This window comes from Brevundimonas sp. CURTG3B2_SDJG (genome assembly GCF_057364705.1).
On record NZ_JBNFOJ010000024.1, the window covers coordinates 1 to 18,761 of the forward strand.

General features: G+C 70.0%; 15 protein-coding genes and 6 pseudogenes. 10 read left to right on the forward strand and 11 right to left on the reverse strand.

The features are described from left to right. The 7 genes and pseudogenes from AC2W7C_RS02765 to AC2W7C_RS02795 form a co-directional block, all read right to left on the reverse strand. The coding region (locus AC2W7C_RS02765) for a hypothetical protein (protein WP_486000074.1) at positions 1–774 on the reverse strand (774 nt) is incomplete at its 3' end. A gap of 87 nt (positions 775–861) precedes the next feature. After that, the gene (locus AC2W7C_RS02770; RefSeq protein WP_486000075.1) at positions 862–1,131 is read right to left on the reverse strand and encodes a GNAT family N-acetyltransferase; all 270 of its coding nucleotides are present in this window, start codon (positions 1,129–1,131) and stop codon (positions 862–864) included. Further along, positions 1,083–1,325 (reverse strand): hypothetical protein, encoded by a 243-nt coding sequence (locus AC2W7C_RS02775; protein ID WP_486000076.1) that lies wholly within the window; start codon positions 1,323–1,325, stop codon positions 1,083–1,085. The genes AC2W7C_RS02770 and AC2W7C_RS02775 overlap by 49 nt, the downstream gene beginning before the upstream one ends. A 5-nt stretch (positions 1,326–1,330) precedes the next feature. Continuing rightward, positions 1,331–2,833: a CoA-acylating methylmalonate-semialdehyde dehydrogenase gene (locus AC2W7C_RS02780; protein WP_486000077.1), complete on the reverse strand. Its 1,503-nt coding sequence runs from the start codon at positions 2,831–2,833 to the stop codon at positions 1,331–1,333. A gap of 91 nt (positions 2,834–2,924) precedes the next feature. Continuing rightward, positions 2,925–3,814 (reverse strand): annotated as a pseudogene (locus AC2W7C_RS02785) (alpha/beta fold hydrolase). Positions 3,815–3,863: 49 nt separating this feature from the next. Next, positions 3,864–4,348, reverse strand: a pseudogene (locus AC2W7C_RS02790) (Fur family transcriptional regulator). A 59-nt stretch (positions 4,349–4,407) separates the two neighbouring features. Continuing rightward, positions 4,408–5,202, reverse strand: a complete 795-nt coding sequence (locus AC2W7C_RS02795; RefSeq protein ID WP_486000078.1) for a class I SAM-dependent methyltransferase — start codon at positions 5,200–5,202, stop codon at positions 4,408–4,410. 88 nt (positions 5,203–5,290) lie between these two features. On the opposite strand from AC2W7C_RS02795, the pseudogene AC2W7C_RS02800 reads away from it, so the two are divergent. From AC2W7C_RS02800 to AC2W7C_RS02810, 3 genes and pseudogenes are all read left to right on the forward strand, one after another. Next, positions 5,291–5,641 (forward strand): annotated as a pseudogene (locus tag AC2W7C_RS02800) (TonB-dependent receptor plug domain-containing protein); the annotation flags it as partial. Between the two features lie 467 nt (positions 5,642–6,108). Continuing rightward, a complete protein-coding gene (locus AC2W7C_RS02805) occupies positions 6,109–7,326 on the forward strand; it encodes a TonB-dependent receptor (RefSeq protein WP_486000088.1) in 1,218 nt (405 codons plus the stop codon). A gap of 118 nt (positions 7,327–7,444) precedes the next feature. Beyond that, positions 7,445–8,239: a SapC family protein gene (locus AC2W7C_RS02810; protein WP_486000079.1), complete on the forward strand. Its 795-nt coding sequence runs from the start codon at positions 7,445–7,447 to the stop codon at positions 8,237–8,239. Between the two features lie 127 nt (positions 8,240–8,366). Here the strand turns inward: AC2W7C_RS02810 and AC2W7C_RS02815 are convergent. Both AC2W7C_RS02815 and AC2W7C_RS02820 read right to left on the reverse strand, forming a co-directional pair. Then, a pseudogene (locus AC2W7C_RS02815) lies at positions 8,367–8,773 on the reverse strand (acyl dehydratase). 11 nt (positions 8,774–8,784) lie between these two features. Beyond that, complete coding sequence (locus AC2W7C_RS02820) at positions 8,785–9,807, reverse strand: NADP-dependent oxidoreductase (protein WP_486000080.1); 1,023 nt, start codon at positions 9,805–9,807, stop codon at positions 8,785–8,787. A 314-nt stretch (positions 9,808–10,121) separates the two neighbouring features. Between AC2W7C_RS02820 and AC2W7C_RS02825 the strand changes: the two genes are divergently transcribed. Next, positions 10,122–10,481, forward strand: a complete 360-nt coding sequence (locus AC2W7C_RS02825) for a hypothetical protein (RefSeq protein ID WP_486000081.1) — start codon at positions 10,122–10,124, stop codon at positions 10,479–10,481. A gap of 56 nt (positions 10,482–10,537) precedes the next feature. On the opposite strand, the gene phyR is transcribed toward AC2W7C_RS02825, so the two are convergent. Beyond that, on the reverse strand, positions 10,538–11,332 hold the full coding sequence (gene phyR, locus AC2W7C_RS02830) for an anti-anti sigma factor/receiver protein PhyR (protein WP_486000082.1): 795 nt from the start codon (positions 11,330–11,332) through the stop codon (positions 10,538–10,540). A gap of 191 nt (positions 11,333–11,523) precedes the next feature. Between phyR and nepR the strand changes: the two genes are divergently transcribed. The 6 genes and pseudogenes from nepR (at position 11,524) to AC2W7C_RS02860 (ending at position 17,624) form a co-directional block, all read left to right on the forward strand. Beyond that, on the forward strand, positions 11,524–11,721 hold the full coding sequence (gene nepR, locus AC2W7C_RS02835; RefSeq protein WP_486000083.1) for an anti-sigma T factor NepR: 198 nt from the start codon (positions 11,524–11,526) through the stop codon (positions 11,719–11,721). Further along, the gene (locus AC2W7C_RS02840; RefSeq protein ID WP_486000084.1) at positions 11,718–12,326 is read left to right on the forward strand and encodes a sigma-70 family RNA polymerase sigma factor; all 609 of its coding nucleotides are present in this window, start codon (positions 11,718–11,720) and stop codon (positions 12,324–12,326) included. Before nepR ends, AC2W7C_RS02840 begins: the two co-directional genes overlap by 4 nt. Positions 12,327–12,330: 4 nt before the next feature. Continuing rightward, positions 12,331–14,100, forward strand: a complete 1,770-nt coding sequence (gene phyK / locus AC2W7C_RS02845) for a sensor histidine kinase PhyK (RefSeq protein WP_486000085.1) — start codon at positions 12,331–12,333, stop codon at positions 14,098–14,100. Between the two features lie 61 nt (positions 14,101–14,161). After that, positions 14,162–14,298: pseudogene (locus AC2W7C_RS02850) on the forward strand (entericidin A/B family lipoprotein). Positions 14,299–14,475: 177 nt separating this feature from the next. Beyond that, positions 14,476–16,133 (forward strand): annotated as a pseudogene (locus AC2W7C_RS02855) (MFS transporter). Positions 16,134–16,172: 39 nt separating this feature from the next. Next, positions 16,173–17,624, forward strand: coding sequence for an NAD-dependent succinate-semialdehyde dehydrogenase (locus AC2W7C_RS02860; RefSeq protein WP_486000086.1), 1,452 nt, complete (start codon positions 16,173–16,175; stop codon positions 17,622–17,624). A 10-nt stretch (positions 17,625–17,634) separates the two neighbouring features. On the opposite strand, the gene AC2W7C_RS02865 is transcribed toward AC2W7C_RS02860, so the two are convergent. Beyond that, positions 17,635–18,761: hypothetical protein (locus AC2W7C_RS02865; protein WP_486000087.1), on the reverse strand; the 1,127-nt coding region annotated here is incomplete at its 5' end.

Here is an 18,761-nt window from a genome sequence, read left to right on the forward strand (position 1 = left end):
CTGGCCGTCGCCGGTCGTCGCGGGCGGCAGGGTCGGATAGGGCAAGGTCGCGGCCGGAGGCTGGCCGTCGCCGGGATACGGCAGGGCCGACACCGCGTCGGCCGGAGCGACCGGCGCCGGCTCGATCCGATCGGGCGCGTCCAAATCGTCGCGGACAAAGGCCCAGGAGCGGCTGTCGGAACAGGCGCAGGCCTTCATGAAGCCCTCGCGGTCGCGCCAGATGACCAGGGGATAGCGGGTCTGGAGACCGGCCTCGCCCAGGTCGCCGGTCAGCTGAACGACGAAGTCGCGGCTGGCCTCGACGACCGCCGCGCGGGCCAGGTTGCCGTCCGCGGCGGGAATGCCCGCGGCGGTCCAGTTGCGTACCGGCGTGGCGGTCCAGCGCAGGTACAGCGGCCAGTCCCGGGTCAGCCACAGTTCGGCGACGGTGGCGCGTTCGGCGGCGGTCGACTGGGCCAGGCCCTCGCGGTCCGGGCGGGCGAAGACGATGATGCGGACCTCGGCGCCGGCGGCCCTGAGCTTGGGGGCCTCCTCGCGCTCGTAGCGCTGCATGGCGGCCGAGTCGCGGTAGCCGATGATGTAGACCGGCTCGCCGCCGCCGCCCGCCGAGATCCAGGAGCTTTCGTCCAGCAGGCGCTGGATGTCCGCCTGGTGGCGGGTGATCGTCACCGGCTGGAAGCGGGCGTAGAAATTCCAGTAGGCCCAGTAGCCGCCGCCGGCGAGGGCGAGCCCGATCACGGCGGCGAGGGCGGACCAGATAAAGAACCGACGCATGCGGGGGAGCGCTCCAGCTTCACTGTTCGTCAAGCATAACGCCTATCACCGAAAAGCGTTGTCGCGAACGCCGGACAGGCGAACGGTTCAGGCCTCGCGCATCGCCGACGGGCTCCAGCGCGCGATGATCTTCTTCTCCATCTCGGCGCCGAGCCGGACATAGAAGCGCTGGGCGCCGAGGTTGTCGGCGCCGACCTCCCACCGGCCCGCCAATCCGTCCTTGGCCGCCTCCTCGGCGAAGGCCCGCATCAACGCTTCGCCGACGCCCGCGCCCCGCGCGCTCTCGACCACGAACAGGTCGTCCAGGTTCAGATAATCCCCGCCCCGCCAGATGCCGTAGACGCGGGTCCAGGACACATAGCCGACCGGCCGGCGTCGAGTTGGGCCAGCAGGAAGGCCGCGCGCGGCGGCGTGGCGGAAAGGGCCTGCGCCAAGCTGACGGGGGTCGCGGCCACGAAGGCGGCCAGGTCCTGATGCTCGGCCAGCCCCAGCATCAATTGGTGCAGGACCTCGGCGTCCGCGGCGGACGCCGGCCGGACGACGACGCCCACCCGCGTCAGCCCATGGTCGGGATGACGAAGGAGCTGTCGGCGTGCTCCAGCTCCGAGTCCGGCCACCGGGCGGTGATCGTCTTGACCTTGGTCCAGAACTTCACGCCCTCCATGCCGTGCTGGTTGGTGTCGCCGAAGGCCGAGCGCTTCCAGCCGCCGAAGGTGTGATAGGCGACAGGCACCGGGATCGGCACGTTGATGCCGACCATGCCGACGTTGACGCGGGCGGCGAAGTCGCGGGCCGCGCGGCCGTTCTGGGTGAAGATGGCGACGCCGTTGCCGTACTGGTGCCTGGACGGCAGCGACAGGGCCTCCTCGAAGCTGGCGGCGCGCATGATCTGCAACACCGGGCCGAAGATCTCTTCCTTGTAGGACTCCATCTCGGGCTTGACGTGGTCGAACAGCGACGGGCCGACGAAGTAGCCGTTCTCGTGGCCCTGCAGGGTGAAGCCCCGGCCGTCGACGACCAGTTCGGCGCCGTCCTTGACGCCCTGTTCGATCCAGCCCTCGACGCGCGCCTTGTGGGCGGCGGTGACGACCGGGCCGTAGTGGGCGCCGGCGTCGGTCGAGACGCCGACCCGCAGCGTGTCGATCTCGGCGACCATGCGCTCGCGCAGTTCGTCGGCGGTCTTCTGGCCGACCGGCACCACCACCGGCAGGGCCATGCAGCGCTCGCCGGCGCTGCCGAAGGCCGCGCCGGACAGATCCTTGACGACCTGATCCATGTCGGCGTCGGGCAGGACGATGCCGTGGTTCTTGGCGCCGCCCATGGCCTGGACGCGTTTCCCGTGCTGGGCGCCCATCTGGTAGACGTAGTGGGCGATGTCGGACGAGCCGACGAAGCTGACGGCGTGGACCTGAGGATGGGTCAGGATGGCGTCGACGGCGGCCTTGTCGCCATGGACGACGTTCAGCACGCCGGCGGGGGCGCCCGCCTCCATCATCAGCTCGGCCAGGCGGACCGGCACGGAGGGGTCACGCTCGGAGGGCTTCAGGACGAAGGTGTTGCCCACGGCGATGGCCACGCCGAACATCCACATCGGGATCATGGCCGGGAAGTTGAACGGGGTGATGCCCGAGACGACGCCCAACGGCTGGCGCATCGAATAGACGTCGATGCCGGGGCCGGCGCCCCAGGTGTATTCGCCCTTCAGGGCGTGCGGGATGCCGCAAGCGAACTCGATCACTTCCAGGCCGCGCTGGATGTCGCCCTTGGAGTCGGCGATGACCTTGCCGTGCTCGGACGACAGCCGTTCGGCCAGCTCGTTCATGTTCGCCTCGACCAGCCGCTTGAACTCGAACATCACCCGCGCGCGGCGCTGCGGATTGGTCGAGGACCAGCCGTCGAAGGCGGCCTGGGCGGCCTGCACGGCGCGATCCACCTCGGCGACGGAGGCCAGCTGGACCCGGGCCTGGACCTCGCCGGTGTTCGGATTGAACACGTCCGAGAATCGGCCCGAGGCGCCGGTGAACGAAGCGCCGCCGATGAAGTGGTTGATGTCGCGCATGATGCGGCGTTTCCCTGAACTGAAGGCTTGTTCTTGTGGGCGGCGGTTTAGCCGCTGACGGCCGCGGGCGCCAGCGGCCCGAGAGTTCCGATCAGACCGCGGCTTCGAACAGGGCGTCGCGGGCGACGTCCGGCATTAGCATCGGGAAAAAGTGCGTTCCGCCGGGCACGGTCTCGACTGTCACCCCGGGCAGGCCGCGCGGATTCGCCGGAACATGGCAGGTCGATCCGGTCTCGCCCTTCAGAATGCGGACGGGCCGGCCGACCTGGCGCAGGGCGCGCCAGGGATCGTGCGCCTGGGCCGCGTAGTTGGACGCCTCCCACTGGGGCGGGCAGGTCAGGGTGAAGCCCTGATCGGTTTCGGCCAGGCCGTCGGTCAGGTAGTCGGCCAGCATCATCTCGGGCCAGCCCTTGAAGGCGCCCCGCCCCAGGTAGGCGGCCATGGCCTGCTCGCGGCTGTCGAAGACGGCGCGGCGGCGCAGGGCTCCGCGGACCAGGGGGATGCCGCCGGCCAGGCGGTCGAACAGGGGCAGCTGGAACAGCCCCGCCATCCATCGCGTCCAGATCACCGGGTCGAACAGCACCAGGCGGGAACGCGCCCGGGCCGCTCGGCGGCGGCGAGCAGCGCCGCCGTCGCTCCCATGGAATGGCCCGCCAGCACCACGGGCGGACCGTCGAGGGCGTCGAGGAGGCCGATCAGGTCGTCGCGGTGATCGCTCCAACCCCGGCGACCCTCGGTGCGAGGCGGCAAGGTGGTGGCGCCGTGCCCGCGCAGGTCCGGGGCCCAGAGCCGCAGGCTGCCGGACAGCGGCGCCAGCAACGTGCGATAGGTCATGGCGTTGAAGCCGTTGGCGTGGACGAAGACCAGGTCGACCGGCCGCTTGGGATCGCCGAAATCGAGGACAGCCATGTCGCCCGCGCCCCATCGGTTGTCGACGGGCAGGCTCAGGCGACGGGGCGGGGAGAGCCGGATCGCGTCCATCTGATCCAGATAGAGGCAGCTGACAGGGTTTTCCAGAGAAACTGACGGGTCAGGCGGCGACCCGGCAGGCGGGGCAGCGGCCGTGCGCCTCGATGGTGGTGCGCTCGATGGCGTATCCCGTGGCGCGCGCGGCCTGGTCCAGGCCTTCGGCGACCGAGGCCGGGACCTCTTCCGTCGCGCCGCAGCAGTCGCAGATCAGGAAGGCGGCGGCGTGGTCCGCCCCGCCGGTGCTGCACGCGACATAGGCGCTGATGGAGGCGATGCGGTGGACCAGGCCCATGCGTTCCAGGAACTCCAGAGCGCGGTAGACGGTGGGAGGCTTGGCCGGCTGGCCGTCCTCGCCGAAGCGGGCGATCAGATCGTAGGCCTTCACCGGCTCTCCGGCGGCGAGCAACAGTTCAAGCACCCGCATGCGGGCGGCGGTCATGCGCTCGCCCTCGGTCGTCAGCCGGGCCTCGGCGGCGCCCAGGGCGCGCGAGACGTCCGACGCGCTGGGCGGCCGTCGTGATGGTGATGATGACAGGCGTCGCCCATGTCCAAGAGCTAGTCCTTCCCCGGACCGGCCGCAACCGCACGCCCCGACCCGAGGGGCCTCAGCACGGCTCGGCCGCGATCACATAGTCGAACCCGTGCCTCAGCCCGCCGTCGCGTTCGGCCTGCTCCAGGGCCCGGGTCCGGAGCGCGGCGATGCGCGCCTCGAGCGCGGCGGCCAGCGCCCGGTCAGGGACCTTCGCCAATCGCCGCAGGCCCATGTCCAATTGGCTGTTCACCCAACGGGCCTTGTAGCGATTCGCGAACCGCTGGGCCGAAAGAACCCGGAAGCCCGCCTCGCGCAGCCGGTCGCACACCCATTCGGCGGGGTACTCCCGATAGGGGGTCTCGTCCGCCAGAAGCTGGCAGACGTCGCGCAGCCGGCCGATCTCGCGCACGCATCGGGCGGCCGGATCCGGCGCCTCGCCGACCACATAGGGATCCAGGCCCACCACATACAGCCGCCGGCCGACCAGCGGCCGCAGACGGCGAAAGAGCGCGTCCTGGAAATAGGGACCGAACCCCTCCACGGCGCCCAGAAGATAGTCCGCCAGGACGACGTCGTAGACTTGGCCGCGCAGCAGGCCCTCGTCCATCCAATTGCCCACGATCAGGCTGTCCTGGGGCCGCTGGCGCGCGCCGATCGCCCTCTCGACCTGGCGGGCGTGCCCGCGCGACGCCGTCACGGCGGTCCAGCGGTCGGTCTCCAGCGACAGGAGCCATTCGGCCGAATTGACCCCGACGCCGGCGTCCAGGACCGAACCCCAGGGTTCGGGCGACTGGAGCCCCTCGATGTAGGTGAAGATGTCTCCGGCCAGGGCGGCGCTCCGCGTTTTCGGACTTGAACGATGTAACATTATAACATATCCGGAGCGAGGTCTTCAGCGTCGGAACGAATTCATGCGTCTCTCCCTGCTCCTCACCGCCGTGAGCGGTTTCGCCCTCATGGCCGGCGCGGCCGCCGCCCAGTCCCAGCCCTCTCAGGAACCGGCGGAACTGGACGAGGTGGTCGTCACCGCCCTGCCGCTGGGACGCGGAGCGCACGAGGTGGTCTCGAGCGTCGCGGTGCTGTCGGGCGACGAGTTGGTGCACCGTCGCCAGGCGACCCTGGGCGAGACCCTGTCCGGCATTCCGGGCGTCAACTCCGACACCTTCGGCGGCGGCGCCAGCCGGCCGGTGATCCGCGGCCAAACCTCGCCCCGGGTGCGGGTGCTGAGCAACGGCGCCGCCCTGCTCGACGCCTCGGAGATTTCGCCGGATCACGCGGTGAGCGTCGAGCCCCTGCTGATCGACAGCATCGAGATTCTGCGCGGGCCCAGCGCCCTGCTGTATGGCGGCGGCGCGATCGGCGGCGCCGTCAACGTCGTCGACAAGCGCATCCCGACCCGTCCGACCGACGGCGTTCACGGCGCGGTCGAGGCGCGGGCCGGCACGGCGGACGAGGAACGCACCGTGGTCGCCGGGGTGACCGCCGGCCTGGGCGGCGGCTTCGCGCTGCGGCTCGAGGCGTTGAAGCGCGAGTCCGACGACTACGCCGTCCCCACCTATCATCGCCGCACGAGGACCACGCGGACGGCGACGAGGAGGATGAGTCCTTCGACCGGCTGGCCGGATCCTTCAACGATACCCAGACGGTCACCGTCGGCGCCTCCTGGGCGGGATCGCGCGGCTACCTGGGCCTCGCCTACACCGACCAGGAGAGCAACTACGGCCTGCCGGGCCACAGCCACGAGTACGAGGACTGCCACCGGCACGGGACGTCCCTGCACTGCGGCGGCCACGACCACGGCGACGACGATCACGACCATGAGCACGAGCACGGCGGCGAGGTCCCGACCATCGACCTGCGCAGCCGTCGCGTGGACCTGCGCGGCGAGATCCGCCAGCCGATGGCCGGGGTCGAGCGGCTGAGCTTCCGGGGCGGCTACACCGACTACGCCCACGACGAGCTGGAGGGCGACGAGGTCGCCACCACCTTCACCAACGAGGGCTACGACACGCGCGTCGAGCTGGAGCACTCGCCGATCGGGGCGTTGCGCGGCGTCGTCGGCCTGCAGTCGACCCGCAGCGATTTCGCGGCCGTGGGCGAGGAAGCCTTCCTGCCGGAAAGCCGGACGACCTCGAACGCCCTGTTCGCCATGGAGGAGTTCCAGCTGGGCGCCGTGCGCTTCGAACTGGCCGCGCGCCAGGAGTGGCAGGAGATCGAGGCCGTCGGCAAGCCGGACGCCAGCCACGAACCCTTCTCGATCTCGGGCGGGGCGGTCTGGAGCTTCGCGCCGGACTGGTCGGTCGCCGCTTCGCTGTCTCGCTCGCAGCGCGCGCCGACGGCCCAGGAGCTGTTCGCCCGGGGCGTCCACCTGGCCACCAACACCTATGAGATCGGGACGCCGACGCTGGACGTCGAAACCGTCAACGCCGCCGAGATCGCGCTGCGCAGGACGGCCGGCGACACCACCTTCTCGGCGAGCGCCTACCGTTACGACTACGACGGCTACATCTACGCCGAGACCCTGGACACCTTCGAGAACTTCCGCCTGATCCGGTACAGCCAGCGCGACGCGGTGTTCACCGGCGTCGAGGGCGAGATCAAGCATCGGTTCACGCCCTGGCTCTCGGGCGAGGTCTTCGGCGACTACGTGCGGGCCAAGTTCAGCGGCGGCGGCGGTGACGTGCCGCGCATCCCGGCCGCCCGGCTGGGCGCCCGGGCCGAGTTCCTGCACGACGCCTGGTCCGGCGACGTCGAGTTCCAGCACGTCTTCGAACAGGACGACATCGCCGCCTTCGAGACCGAGACGCCGGGCTACGACATGCTGAACGCCACGGTCGCCTATGACTTCACCGTGGGCGGCGTCGGAACCCAGGTCTATCTGCGCGGCAACAACCTGCTGGACGAGGTGGCGCTGAACCACGCTTCGTTCCTGACGAATGTCGCGCCCCTTCGCGGACGCAACCTGACCCTGGGCGTGCGGGCGGTCTTCTAGGGCTGACGGCTCCGAGGGAGCGGCGGCGGCCATCGCCTGTGGCGCGACGCTGTTTGCCGCTCCCCGCCGTCTGGGCTAGAAGGCGCGCCTTCATCCTTTTCCAGAGCTTCACGCGTCCATGACCGACACCACCGCTCCCGCCGAGGCCGCCCTGTCCGGCAACGTCCTGTTCTACAGCAAGCCCGAGCCGCTGTCGGTCGAGGCGCACGGCGCCCTGGGCGTCGACCCGGTCGACAAGCCCTACGCCTTCACCGCCCAGGCGCACCTGGTGCCGCTGACGGTGACCGAGTTCGCGCCGGCAGCCCTGTCCTATCCGGTGATCTTCGTCGGCGACAGCAAGCAGCCCGTGGCGGTGATGGGTCTGCGCCCCGGCGAAAACCTGTACGTCAACGCCGAGGGCGACTTCCGGCCCGAGGCCTATATTCCGGCCTACGTCCGCCGCTACCCGTTCGTGTTCGCCAACGACGACGCCCAGAAGCGCCTGATCCTGTGCATCGACCGCAATGCGTCGTTCCTGAAGGAAGGCGGCCAGACGCCTCTGTTCGCGGACGGCCAGCCCTCGACCTACACCCAGCAGGCGATGGAGTTCTGCAACAATTTCGAGCAGGAGCGCCTGCGCACCGAATCCTTCATCAAGCTGCTGGTCGACCTGGACCTGTTCGACACCCGCGAGGCCCTCTTCACCCCGCGCAATCCGGACGGCACCGCGGCCGAGCCTCAGAAGCTGGCCGAGTATTTCGCCGTCTCGGAAGACAAGCTGAAGGCGCTGTCGGCTGAAAAACTGGCCGAACTGCGCGACAACGGCGCCCTGGGCCAGATCTACGCCCACCTGGTGTCGCTGCTGGGCTGGGACCGCCTGATCGCCATGGCCTTCGAACGGGCCGAGACCCAGCCGGTCGCCGCCAACGCGTGATGGGCTAGTGGCTAGTGGCTAGTGGCACTGGCCGACCGAAAAGAAACAACCCCGCCCGGTTTCGCCAGGCGGGGTTTTTCATGCATGGCGGCAACTGCACTAGCCACTCGCAGCCCGAAGGGCCGCGTCAGCGGCGGGCCAAAAGCGACCGGGTCAGGCAGGAGAAGATCAGCCGGCCGGCCTCGTCGAGCAGGTCCTGCTGGGCGATGACGATGCCCTTCTCGTCGCCGACGGGATCCTTGCCCATGACCGTCATGCGGCCGCGCATCAGTTCGCCGCCGGCGGGTTGCGCAGGTATCTCAGGCCGTCCACGGCCAGCACCTTGGACTGGGCCCAGCCGGCGGCCTTGTCGGCGAACAGCCGGCTCCACAGGGCGTAGACCATGGCGTCGGGGGCTCCGTAGGCCGGATCCCACCCGGGCAGGAAGCGCTCGACGAACACCTCCAGCGCGGCCGGATCGACCATGCAGGCCCCCAGGGGCACCACCTCGCCCACGCCCAGATCTTCGAAATGGACGTGCAGAGGCTCGGTCATGCGCTGGCTCCTTACGCGGCCGGTTCTTCGGAGACGCGGACCAGCAGCTTGCCGTCGTGGTCGCCAGTGAACAAGCGGTTCAGGGAGTCGAGCGCGCCGTCCAGGCCGTCGTCCACGTGAACCTTCCACTGGATCCGGCCGTCGGCCAGCCAAGGCCCCATCTCGGCCACCATCTCCTTGGCCCGGTGGGCGTAGTCCAGGACCAGGAAGCCCTGCACCTGCAGGCGGTGGGTGATGATCCGGCTGAAGTTGGGCGACGGCGGCATGCGGGTGGCGTTATAGGCCGAGATCAGGCCGCAGACCGCCATGCGACCGTGGACCTTCATGCGGTTCCAGACGGCGATCATGATGTCGCCGCCCACGTTCTCGAAATTCAGGTCGATTCCGTCGGGAGCCAGGCGATCCAGGGCGTCGCCGACGTCCTCGCCCTTGTAGTCGATGGCCGCGTCGAACCCGAGCTCCTGGGTCAGCCAGCGGCATTTGTCGGGACCGCCGGCGATGCCGATGACCCGCGCGCCGCGCGCCTTGGCCACCTGTCCCGCGATCGAGCCGACCGCGCCCGCGGCGGCCGAGATCACCAGCGTCTCGCCCGCCTTGGCCTTCAGGACGTCGGTGACGCCGAAATAGGCGGTCATGCCGGTCATGCCCAAGACCGACATGTTGGCGGTCAGGGGAAGCCCCGGCGCGCGGTGAACGCGGGACACCGCGCCGTCCGGGACCACGGCGTAGTGGGACCAGCCGCCGGCGGCGGTCGAGACCACGTCGCCCGCCTTGAACCGGCCGGACCGGCTGTCCTCGACCACGCCCAGCGTCAGCCCGCGCATCACCCCGCCCAGCGGCACCGCCGGCAGATAACCCTCGGCGTCGTTCATCCAGGTCCGGTTCGTCGGGTCCAGGGACAGGTAGACGGTGCGGATCAGCACCTCGCCCTCGTTCAGCGCCGGGACGGGCGCATCGACCAGTTCCAGATCGCCCGGCTGGATCAGTCCCTTGGGGCGTTGGCGCAGCACCCACTGACGGTTGACGCGGTCCATGGTCATCTCCGGGTTTTCTTTCAGGACCCGCATAGTGGCCACCCCGGCGCGCCTGTCCAGACGGGACCAAGAAAAAGGCGGACCCGGTCAGGTCCGCCTTGAAGTGGCATCATCGAGAATGAGGCGCGGAGGCGACAGACCAGCTGTGGCCGGTCTCAAGTCGGGGGGGCGTCGCCGCCTCCGCAGACCGATAACGGCGGCGACCCTCCAGGGTTCCGGCGCGCGGCGATATTTTTTCGCGCCCATGGACGGCCGGAACGGCGGCGCTGAACCCCGCGTTCTAGGAGCAAGGCCAAACGACCCGGAGGCGACCCATGACGCACCAATCTCCCCACGACAAGTCGGCCGACGCCGTGCACGAGGGCCGGCCGGTCGAGGCGCAGTATGTACGCGGCGGCCGAGGCGGCGTGCGGATCCTGACCCTGCTGGTGATCTCGGCCGGGGCGGCGGCCGTCCTGTTGCTGGGCATGTGGTTCGTCAGCCAGGGCGGCTTCGCCCGGACCAACGCCAACAACGGCGAGCAGGCCGTCGATTCCCAGGCCTTCAGCGGCGCCCAGGCCACCCCGCCCACGGCGGACGCGCCCACCACCGCCGAGGGTCGGCCGACGTCGCCCGCAACCGGCGAGGCGCCCAACGTCAACGCGCCCACGACCCAGGCCGCGCCGCCCGCCTAGACGTAAAAACCCCGGCCGGCGGCCGGGGCTTTTCCGGTGTCTCGAGAGCGAAGCGGTTACGCCGCTTCACGCTGCCGCGACGGATGGAAGAAGAGCGCCTGACTGATCGCCGCCTTCACCGTTTCGGGCTGGAAGGGCTTGGTGATCAGGAAGGTCGGCTCGGGCCGTTCGCCGGTGAGAAGACGTTCCGGGAAGGCCGTGATGAAGATCACCGGCACGTCGATCCGCTTGAGGATGTCCTTGACGGCGTCGATGCCGGAGGAGCCGTCGGCAAGCTGGATATCGGCCAGAACGAGTCCCGGACGGTGGCGGGCGACGGCGTCGACGGCCTCGTCGTGGGTGGTGGCCGTGCCGGTCACGCGGTGACCCAGCTCCTTCACCAGGCTTTCGATGTCGGCCGAGATGATGGCCTCGTCCTCGATGATCAGGACGTCGGTGGCCAGCTCGGCGTCGATGTCGGACTGGGCTTCGGCGATCAAACGTTCGACGTCGTGGGCGTCCGCCTCCAGGATCTGCGCCGCCTCGGACGGAGTGAACCCTTCCAGGGCCGTCAGCAGGAAGGCTTGGCGCGACCGGGGCGCGATCCGCATCAGGCGGCCCGTGGCGTCCTCGCGGCCGTCCATGCCGCTCTTGTCCTCCAGATGGGCGCCGGTCGAGGCCCAGATGGCGTGAAACACGTGATACAGCGCGACGCGCGGCGTCATATCCGCGGGCAGTTGGCGTTCCCCGGCCGCCAGCGCCTCGAGCGCGACGCGGACGTAGTTGTCGCCGGTGGTCTGGTCCCCGGTCAGCGCGCGCGCATACCGGCGAACGTACGGAAGATGCGGCGCAAGGCGGGCCAAAAGGCTCATACTCAAATTCCCCGACAGTCATCGGCTCTCGGACGGAGCCGCTACAGCTCTGTCGAACGTATCAAATGCGCCACGGTTCCAGGCAAGCTCGACAAGCTTCAGCATATTGTGAAGCCCATGCCGGAACCCTCGACGCAGGCTGGCGTTCCCGGCATTGATAACGCAGAGTCAGGGTGGCCACCGTTTTTTCGATGACAGATAATTCAAATCCCCCGGGCAAGGCGCCCAAGGGCGGCGCCGGCCTGGAGGAGGCGCGCCTTCGTCAGCAGGCGATCGGCGTCAAGCTGCGCCACATGTTCGACGAAGTGGTCAACGAGCCCGTGCCGGACGAATTCCTGGACATCCTGCGGCGCGCGGACAAGCGGTCCGCCGGCGGGGAGGGCGCATGAGCGGAGCCGCCAATCCGCCGCCCAAGCCGCCTTCAGCCGACGACGACGCCTTCAAGAAGGAGCTCGTGACGCTGATCCCGCACCTGCGAGCCTTCGCGCGCACCCTGACGGGCGACCCGACGGCGGCCGACGATCTGGCGCAGGACGCGATGATGAAGGCCTGGGACGCGCGGGCCAGCTATCAGATGGGCACCAACATGAAGGCCTGGACCTTCATGATCCTTCGCAACCAGTTCTATTCCGAGAAACGCCGGTCGTGGCGCCAGTCCCAGCTGGACCAGGAAGCCGCCGAGCGGACCCTGGTCGCGGTGGACGATCCCGAATCGCCGGTGGCCCTGGACGAGTTGCGGCTGGCCCTGGCGACCTTGCCCGAGGAGCAGCGCGAAGCGCTGATCCTGGTGGGCGCGGGCGGCTTCGCCTACGAGGAGGCGGCCGAAATCTGCCAGTGCGCGGTCGGTACGGTGAAGAGCCGCGTGTCGCGCGCCCGCAAGGCGCTGCAGGCCACGCTGGAGAAGGGCGGGTACGCCCGCGACGGGCGCGCCGCCGGCGACGCCATGCGTTCCATCCTGGCCGACGCCGACCGCCTGAGCAACGTCCGGGACTGAGCGGGTGGTCCGGCTTGGACGCGCGTTCGGCCGGGGACTGGCGCCACCGAGGTTCCAGGGCATCCGCTTCCGGCTGGGCGTCGCCCTGGCCCTCAGCCTGCTGCCCATCCTGCTGCTCGGCGCCTTCCAGGCCCAGTCGCAGTTCCGGCTGCAGGCCGAGGAGCGGAGGTCGGACCTGCAACTGGCCGCCGAACGCACCGCGGCCAGCGCCAAGGCTCGGTTGGACAGCACCGGCGTGCTGCTGCAGGCGCTGCGGCCCGAGGCGCTGGAGATCTTCTGCGAACCGCGCCTCACCGCCCTGGTCCAGCAGGTCGATCGGATCGACGGGCTGGCGCGGCTGACTCCGACCGGTCAGACGACCTGCGCCTCGCGCGAACTGGGCCGGGCCCCGCCCGGCTGGCTGGCCCAGGCGCGCAACAGCGCCTGGTTTCAGCGGCTGCGGGCCGGCGAAAGCACCGTGCTGGCCCGCGCGCCCGCTCAGGACGGCCAGCCGCCGCAGCTGGTCGTCGCCCTCAGGCTGGAGCGTCCTTTGGGCGCGTTCGACGGGGCCATGATCGCCCTGATCCCGCTGTCCGCCCTTCAGCCGGACGTCGCGGACCCCAGCTTGCCGGAAGGATCCGAGGCCGCGCTGACCGACGCCGAGGGTCGGATTCTGACCGCCACCGACATGGACGCCTTCACCCTGGACGGCCGGCGGAGCCTGATCGGCTGGGTCGATCGCGCCCGGGCGGACGGATCGGCGATTTTCGAGGCCGATTCCGACGGGCGGCATCGGGTCTTCGCGGGCGCGGCCCTGGCCGGCCGCGACGTCTACGCCCTGCTGTCGGCTCCGGCGCCAGGCCTGCTGTCCTGGGCGCGGCTGAACCCCGTCAGCGCCCTGGTGATGCCGTTGCTGGCCTGGTTCGTCGCCTTCGCCTGCGTGATGCTGGTCAGCGATCGGATCGTCGTGCGCTGGCTGGAGTATCTGGAACGGATCGCCGCCATCTACGCCCGGGGCCGGTTCTCGGTCCGGCCCGTCCAGGCGGTCAACGCGCCGTCCGAGATCCGGGTGCTGGCGACGACCCTGGACGAACTGGCCGAGACCATCACCACCCGGGACGCCGCCCTGCTCGCCTCGCTGGCCGAGAAGGACGCGCTGATGCGCGAGATCCACCACCGGGTGAAGAACAACCTGCAGATCATCTCCTCGCTGCTGTCGATGCAGCAGCGCGCGTTGAAGGACGCGCCGGCCAAGGCCGCGGTGGGCGACACCCGCCAGCGGATCTCGGCCCTCGCCCTCATCTACCGCACCCTCTACCAGAGCGACGACCTGCGCTACGCCGACGCCCGCATCTTCCTGACCGAACTGGTCGGGCAGCTGATCGCCAGCGAGGCCGTCCGCGGCCACCTGGTGACGTCGTCGGTCGAGGCGGATTCCCTGGTGGTGGATCCCGACAAGTTGGCGCCGCTCGCCCTGTGGCTGGTGGAAGCGGTCACCAACGCCCAGAAGCACGCCTTCGCCGAGCGCGGGGGAGATCTGAAGGTGCGCTTCCGGGTCGATGGCGATATCAGCGTGCTGGAGGTGCAGGACGACGGCCCCGGCGTCACGGAGTCGATGCGGGCCGGCGTCGGCCGGACCCTGATGGGCGCGTTCGCCAAACAGCTGAGAGGCGAGGTCGAGATGGCGACCGCAGAGGGCGGCGGCACGATCGCCCGGATGACCTTCGCAACCCCCGAGGCGGTGATCCCGACCGACCCGGCCGACGTGGGAACCCCACCCTTCCCGCGACGTTGATTCCCGCAGAGCCTCCCCGCCTTTCCAGGCGGCCCCCTCCCCGGCTTCAAGGAGTATCGACATGCGCAAGGTATTTGTTCTGGTCGCCGCCGCCGCCGCCCTGACCGCCGCGGCCTGCAACACCATCTCGGGGGTCGGACGCGACGCCTCGGCCGCCGCAGCGCGGTGACCGGCGCGGCGGAAGACGCCAAGAACTAAGTTCGTTTCCCGGGCCGCGATTCCCCCGACGCGCGGCGCGGATGAAGAAGGCCCGTCGGCTCCCCCGGCGGGCCTTCGCTTGTCCGGATCCCCCTCTTGCGCGGACCGACGCGCCGTCTAGCATCGCCGCCACAGGCGTCCGCCAGAGACGCCCGGAGACGCGCGGGGAGGCGGAAGATGACGCAGGCGACGGAAACCCGTGAGGGCCCGGGACTGAGGACGGTGGTCGGGGCTTCGGCCGCGGGCACCGCGTTCGAATGGTACGACTTCTTCGTCTTCGGTTCGCTGACGACGATCATCGCCCGGCACTTCTTCGCCGACGCCGGCGAGACCGTCAGCTACATCATGGCCCTGCTGACCTTCGGCCTGGGCTTCGTGGTGCGGCCGCTGGGCGCCCTGGTGTTCGGCTGGTTCGGCGACAAGACCGGCCGCAAGACCACCTTCCTGGTGACGATCACCCTGATGGGCCTGGCCACCGTGGCCATCGGCCTGCTTCCCGACTACGGCCAGATCGGTCTGGCGGCCCCGATCCTGCTGCTGGTCATGCGCATGCTGCAGGGCTTCGCCCTGGGCGGCGAATACGGCGGGGCGGCGATCTATGTCGCTGAACACTCGCCCCCGAAGAAGCGCGGCCTGCTGACCGGCTGGATTCAGACCACCGCCGCCATGGGGCTGATCGGAGCCCTGACGGTGATCCTGGTCACCCGGGCCGTCGTCGGCGTCGAGGCCTTCGACGCCTGGGGCTGGCGCATCCCGTTCCTGCTGTCGGCCCTGCTGCTGGCCGTGTCGCTGTGGATCCGGCTGAAGCTGAACGAGAGCCCGGCCTATCAGCGCATGGAGGAAGAGGGCGGAGAACGGCGCGCGCCCTACCGCGAAGCCTTCCTGACCTGGAAGAACGGCCGCTTCGTCCTGATCGCCCTGTTCGGGATCATGATCGCCCAGGGCGCGGTCTGGTACTGCGGCTATTTCTACACCCGCTTCTTCATGGAGCGGGTGCTGAAGGTCGACACCAACACCGTCGACCAACTGGTCCTGGCGGTCACCGTCGCCTCGGCCTTCCTCTACATCTTCTTCGGCTGGCTGTCGGACCGGTTGGGCCGCAAGCCCGTGATGCTGTTCGGCATGATCCTGGCCCTGGTCGCCTTCTTCCCCGGCTTCCACGCCCTGACGCGGGCCGCCAATCCGGCGCTGGCGGAGGCGCAGGCGGCCTCGCCGGTCACGGTCGTCGCCGACCCCGCGGCCTGCGCGCTGCAGTTCGACCCCATCGGCAAGGCGACCTTCTCCAGCTCGTGCGACATCGCCAAGAGCGTCCTGTCCAACGCCGGGGTCTCTTACGCCAACGCCGCGGCGCCCGCCGGCTCGGTGGCGGTGGTTCGCATCGGCTCGGCCGAGGTTCCCTCCGTCGAGGGCGCCGGCATGACGCCCGAGGCGCTGAAGGCCGTCCGCGCCGACGTCGAGGGCCGGGTGAAGGCCGCCCTCGTCCAGGCCGGCTATCCCGAGAAGGCCGATCCGCGCGGGTCAACCTGCCACTGGTGTTCCTGATCCTGATGATCTTCATGGTCGGCGCGACGGCGCTGTACGGCCCGCAGGCCGCGGCCCTGGTCGAGCTGTTCCCCACCCGGGTGCGCTACACGGCCATGAGCCTGCCCTACAACATCGGCACCGGCTGGGTGGGCGGCCTGCTGCCGGCGGCCAGCTTCGCCCTGGTGGCGGCGTCGGGGAATATCTACTTCGGCCTCTGGTATTCGGTCGCGTTCACCCTGGTCGCCGTGGTCGTCAGCCTGATCTGGCTGCCCGAGACCAAGGCGCGGGACCTGAACACCATGACCGACTGACGCGTTACCCCATCCGTATCCTCCCCACGGACGCCCGCCATGAACGCCACCGCCCGCGACGCCGGCCTGAAGCTGTTGCGCGAACACGCCCTGATCGCCGGCCGGGCGGTCAGGAGCGACGCCCGGATCGCGGTGGACGATCCGGCGACGGGCGAAGTCATCGGCCATGTTCCGGACCTGGGCCGCACCGAGACCGAGCAGGCGATCCGGGCGGCGGTGGACGCCTTTCCCGACTGGTCCCGGTCCGACCCGCACAGGCGCGCCGCCGTCCTGCGCGAGTGGGCGAGGCTGATCGACGAGAACACCGAGGGCCTCGGCGCCCTGATGGCGCTGGAGAACGGCAAGCCGTTCGAAGAGGCCAAGGGCGAGGTCGCCTATGCGAACGGCTTCATCAAATGGTTCGCCGGCGAGGCCGAACGGCTGCTCGGCGAGACCCAGGACAGCCCGCTGGGCCACGTCCTGCTGACGTTCCGCGAGGCTGTGGGGCCCTGTGCGCTGATCACGCCCTGGAACTTCCCGGCGGCCATGCTGACCCGAAAGCTGGGCCCCGCCTTCGCCGCCGGCTGCACGGCCGTGGTCAAGCCGGCGAGCCAGACGCCCTTCACCGCCATCGCCCTGGCCGAACTGGCCTATGAGGCGGGCCTGCCCGAGGGCGCGCTGAGCGTGATCACCGGCGACGCGGCGACCATCGGCGGCGTGCTGACGGCCTCGCCCGAAATCCGCAAGCTCAGCTTCACCGGTTCGACCCCGGTCGGCCGCAAGCTGGCCGAACAGTGCGCCCCGACCCTGAAGCGGGTGTCGATGGAACTGGGCGGCGCGGCGCCTCTGATCGTGTTCGCCGACGCCGATCTGGACCTGGCCGTCGCCGAGACCATCAAGGGCAAGTTCCGCAACTCGGGCCAGACCTGCGTCTGCCCGAACCGCGTCTATGTCGAGGCGGGCGTCGCGGAGGCCTATGCCCAGAAGCTCGCCGCCGAGGTGGCGAAGATCCCGGTCGGCCCCGCCTTCGAGCCCGACGTCAAGGTCGGCCCCCTGATCGAAGACAAGGCGATCGCCAAGGTCGAGGATCACCTGTCGAAGGTCCAGGCCTCGGGCGGCCGGGTCCTGACCGGGGGCGGCCGCCACCCGCTGGGCGGCCGATTCTTCCAGCCGACCGTGACCCTGGGCGGCGACGACACGCTGTTCCGCGACGAAGAGACCTTCGGCCCGCTGATCCCGATCTTCCCGTTCGAAACGGAGGACGAGGTCCTGCGCAAGGCGAACGACAGCGAATTCGGCCTGGCCTCCTATTTGTTCACCCGCGACCTGGACCGCGCCTTCCGTATCGGCAGGCGGATCGAGGCGGGGATGTGCGGGATCAACACCGGGCTGATGTCGACGGCGGTCGCCCCCTTCGGCGGGGTCAAGTCCTCCGGCTACGGCCGCGAAGGCTCAACCCACGGGATCGACGAGTACGTGGACATCAAGACGCTGACGCTGGCCTTGCGCTAGCCAATTTTCGTCACGCGTTGGGCGCCAGCGGCCAGAGCCGGTCGACCGGACGCTCCAGCACCCGGGCGGCGACGGGGTGGAGAACCTCCGGCGCCAGCCGTCCCCGGCGGACCGCATCGGCCAGCCAGGTCTCGATCGATCCGCCTTCGCGCGACCAGCGGTCCTCGCGCAGCAGGCCATAGAGACCCGCCGCCAGCACGTGCATGCCATCGTCCTGGGTGCGCCACCGGTCGGCGGGATTGCGCGCCACGCCGAGCACCTCGCTGACGGTCTGGTCCAGCGCCTGGCACAGATCCTCGTTGAGGACGCCTTCCAGCGTCGTGTAGCCCAGACCTGGATCGTGGTCGCGGACGATGCGGGAGATCAGCGGGTCCTTCTCCAGGACGGCCAGCGCCGCCAGGGCCGTCGGGCCCTCCATCGGCACGGGCGGATGCAGCAGTTCGTGGGCGGCGATGCGGACGGTCAGGCCCACGTCGTAGTCGGCCGACTGCAGGAACCTCTGGCCGTGGACCTTGATCCCGTGCGGCTTGGAGAACTGCATCAGGGTGATGTCGATGCGGGGATCGAAGGTCCGTCCCGTCAGTTTCTCCTCGACCTTGATGATGTCGAAGGCCGGCAGGGCGGCGCGAAGCATCGTCAGCCCGGCCTCCAGCGTCGCGCCCGCCCGCTCGCGCCGGAACGCGGGGAACCCGGCCGCCTTCATGGCTTCCAGCACCGAGCGCGTCTGCGGCGCGTGGCGGACGAACCAGTCCCAGTCCTTCTGATCCCAGTAAGGGCCTTGCTGGTAGGCGGGGCGGACGATCCTCTCCGGATCGCCCAGGGCGGCGATCATGTCGTCCAGGGTGGCGTCGCGCTCGGCGTGGGACAGGATGGTGTTCAGGTTCGGGGAGAACAGGCCGAAGCTTTCGTCCTCAGCCGCCTGCCACAGGGCGGGAACGGCGTCGCGCGTCGCTTTCGACAGGCGCGGCGCGAAAAGCGCGACGTCCTCGGCGTAGTAGTGGGTGTAGAGCGCGCGGCCCGACAACGGCGCCAGAAAGGCGAGGGCGTCCTGGCCCTCGGAGTCCTGGACTCGCCAGTCGGTGCCGGCCCCGCGGCCGGCGGACGCCGGCGTCTGGGCCCGGGCGGGCGAAGGAGCGG

Coding starts and splice junctions, on each gene's coding strand:
- AC2W7C_RS02840 (WP_486000084.1), top strand. CDS start 11,718: ATGAGCGGAGCCGCCAATCCGCCGCCCAAGCCGCCTTCAGCCGACGAC.
- AC2W7C_RS02795 (WP_486000078.1), bottom strand. CDS start 5,202: ATGTTACATCGTTCAAGTCCGAAAACGCGGAGCGCCGCCCTGGCCGGA.
- AC2W7C_RS02780 (WP_486000077.1), bottom strand. CDS start 2,833: ATGCGCGACATCAACCACTTCATCGGCGGCGCTTCGTTCACCGGCGCC.
- AC2W7C_RS02825 (WP_486000081.1), top strand. CDS start 10,122: ATGACGCACCAATCTCCCCACGACAAGTCGGCCGACGCCGTGCACGAG.
- phyR (WP_486000082.1), bottom strand. CDS start 11,332: ATGAGCCTTTTGGCCCGCCTTGCGCCGCATCTTCCGTACGTTCGCCGG.
- AC2W7C_RS02820 (WP_486000080.1), bottom strand. CDS start 9,807: ATGGACCGCGTCAACCGTCAGTGGGTGCTGCGCCAACGCCCCAAGGGA.
- AC2W7C_RS02810 (WP_486000079.1), top strand. CDS start 7,445: ATGACCGACACCACCGCTCCCGCCGAGGCCGCCCTGTCCGGCAACGTC.
- AC2W7C_RS02860 (WP_486000086.1), top strand. CDS start 16,173: ATGAACGCCACCGCCCGCGACGCCGGCCTGAAGCTGTTGCGCGAACAC.
- nepR (WP_486000083.1), top strand. CDS start 11,524: ATGACAGATAATTCAAATCCCCCGGGCAAGGCGCCCAAGGGCGGCGCC.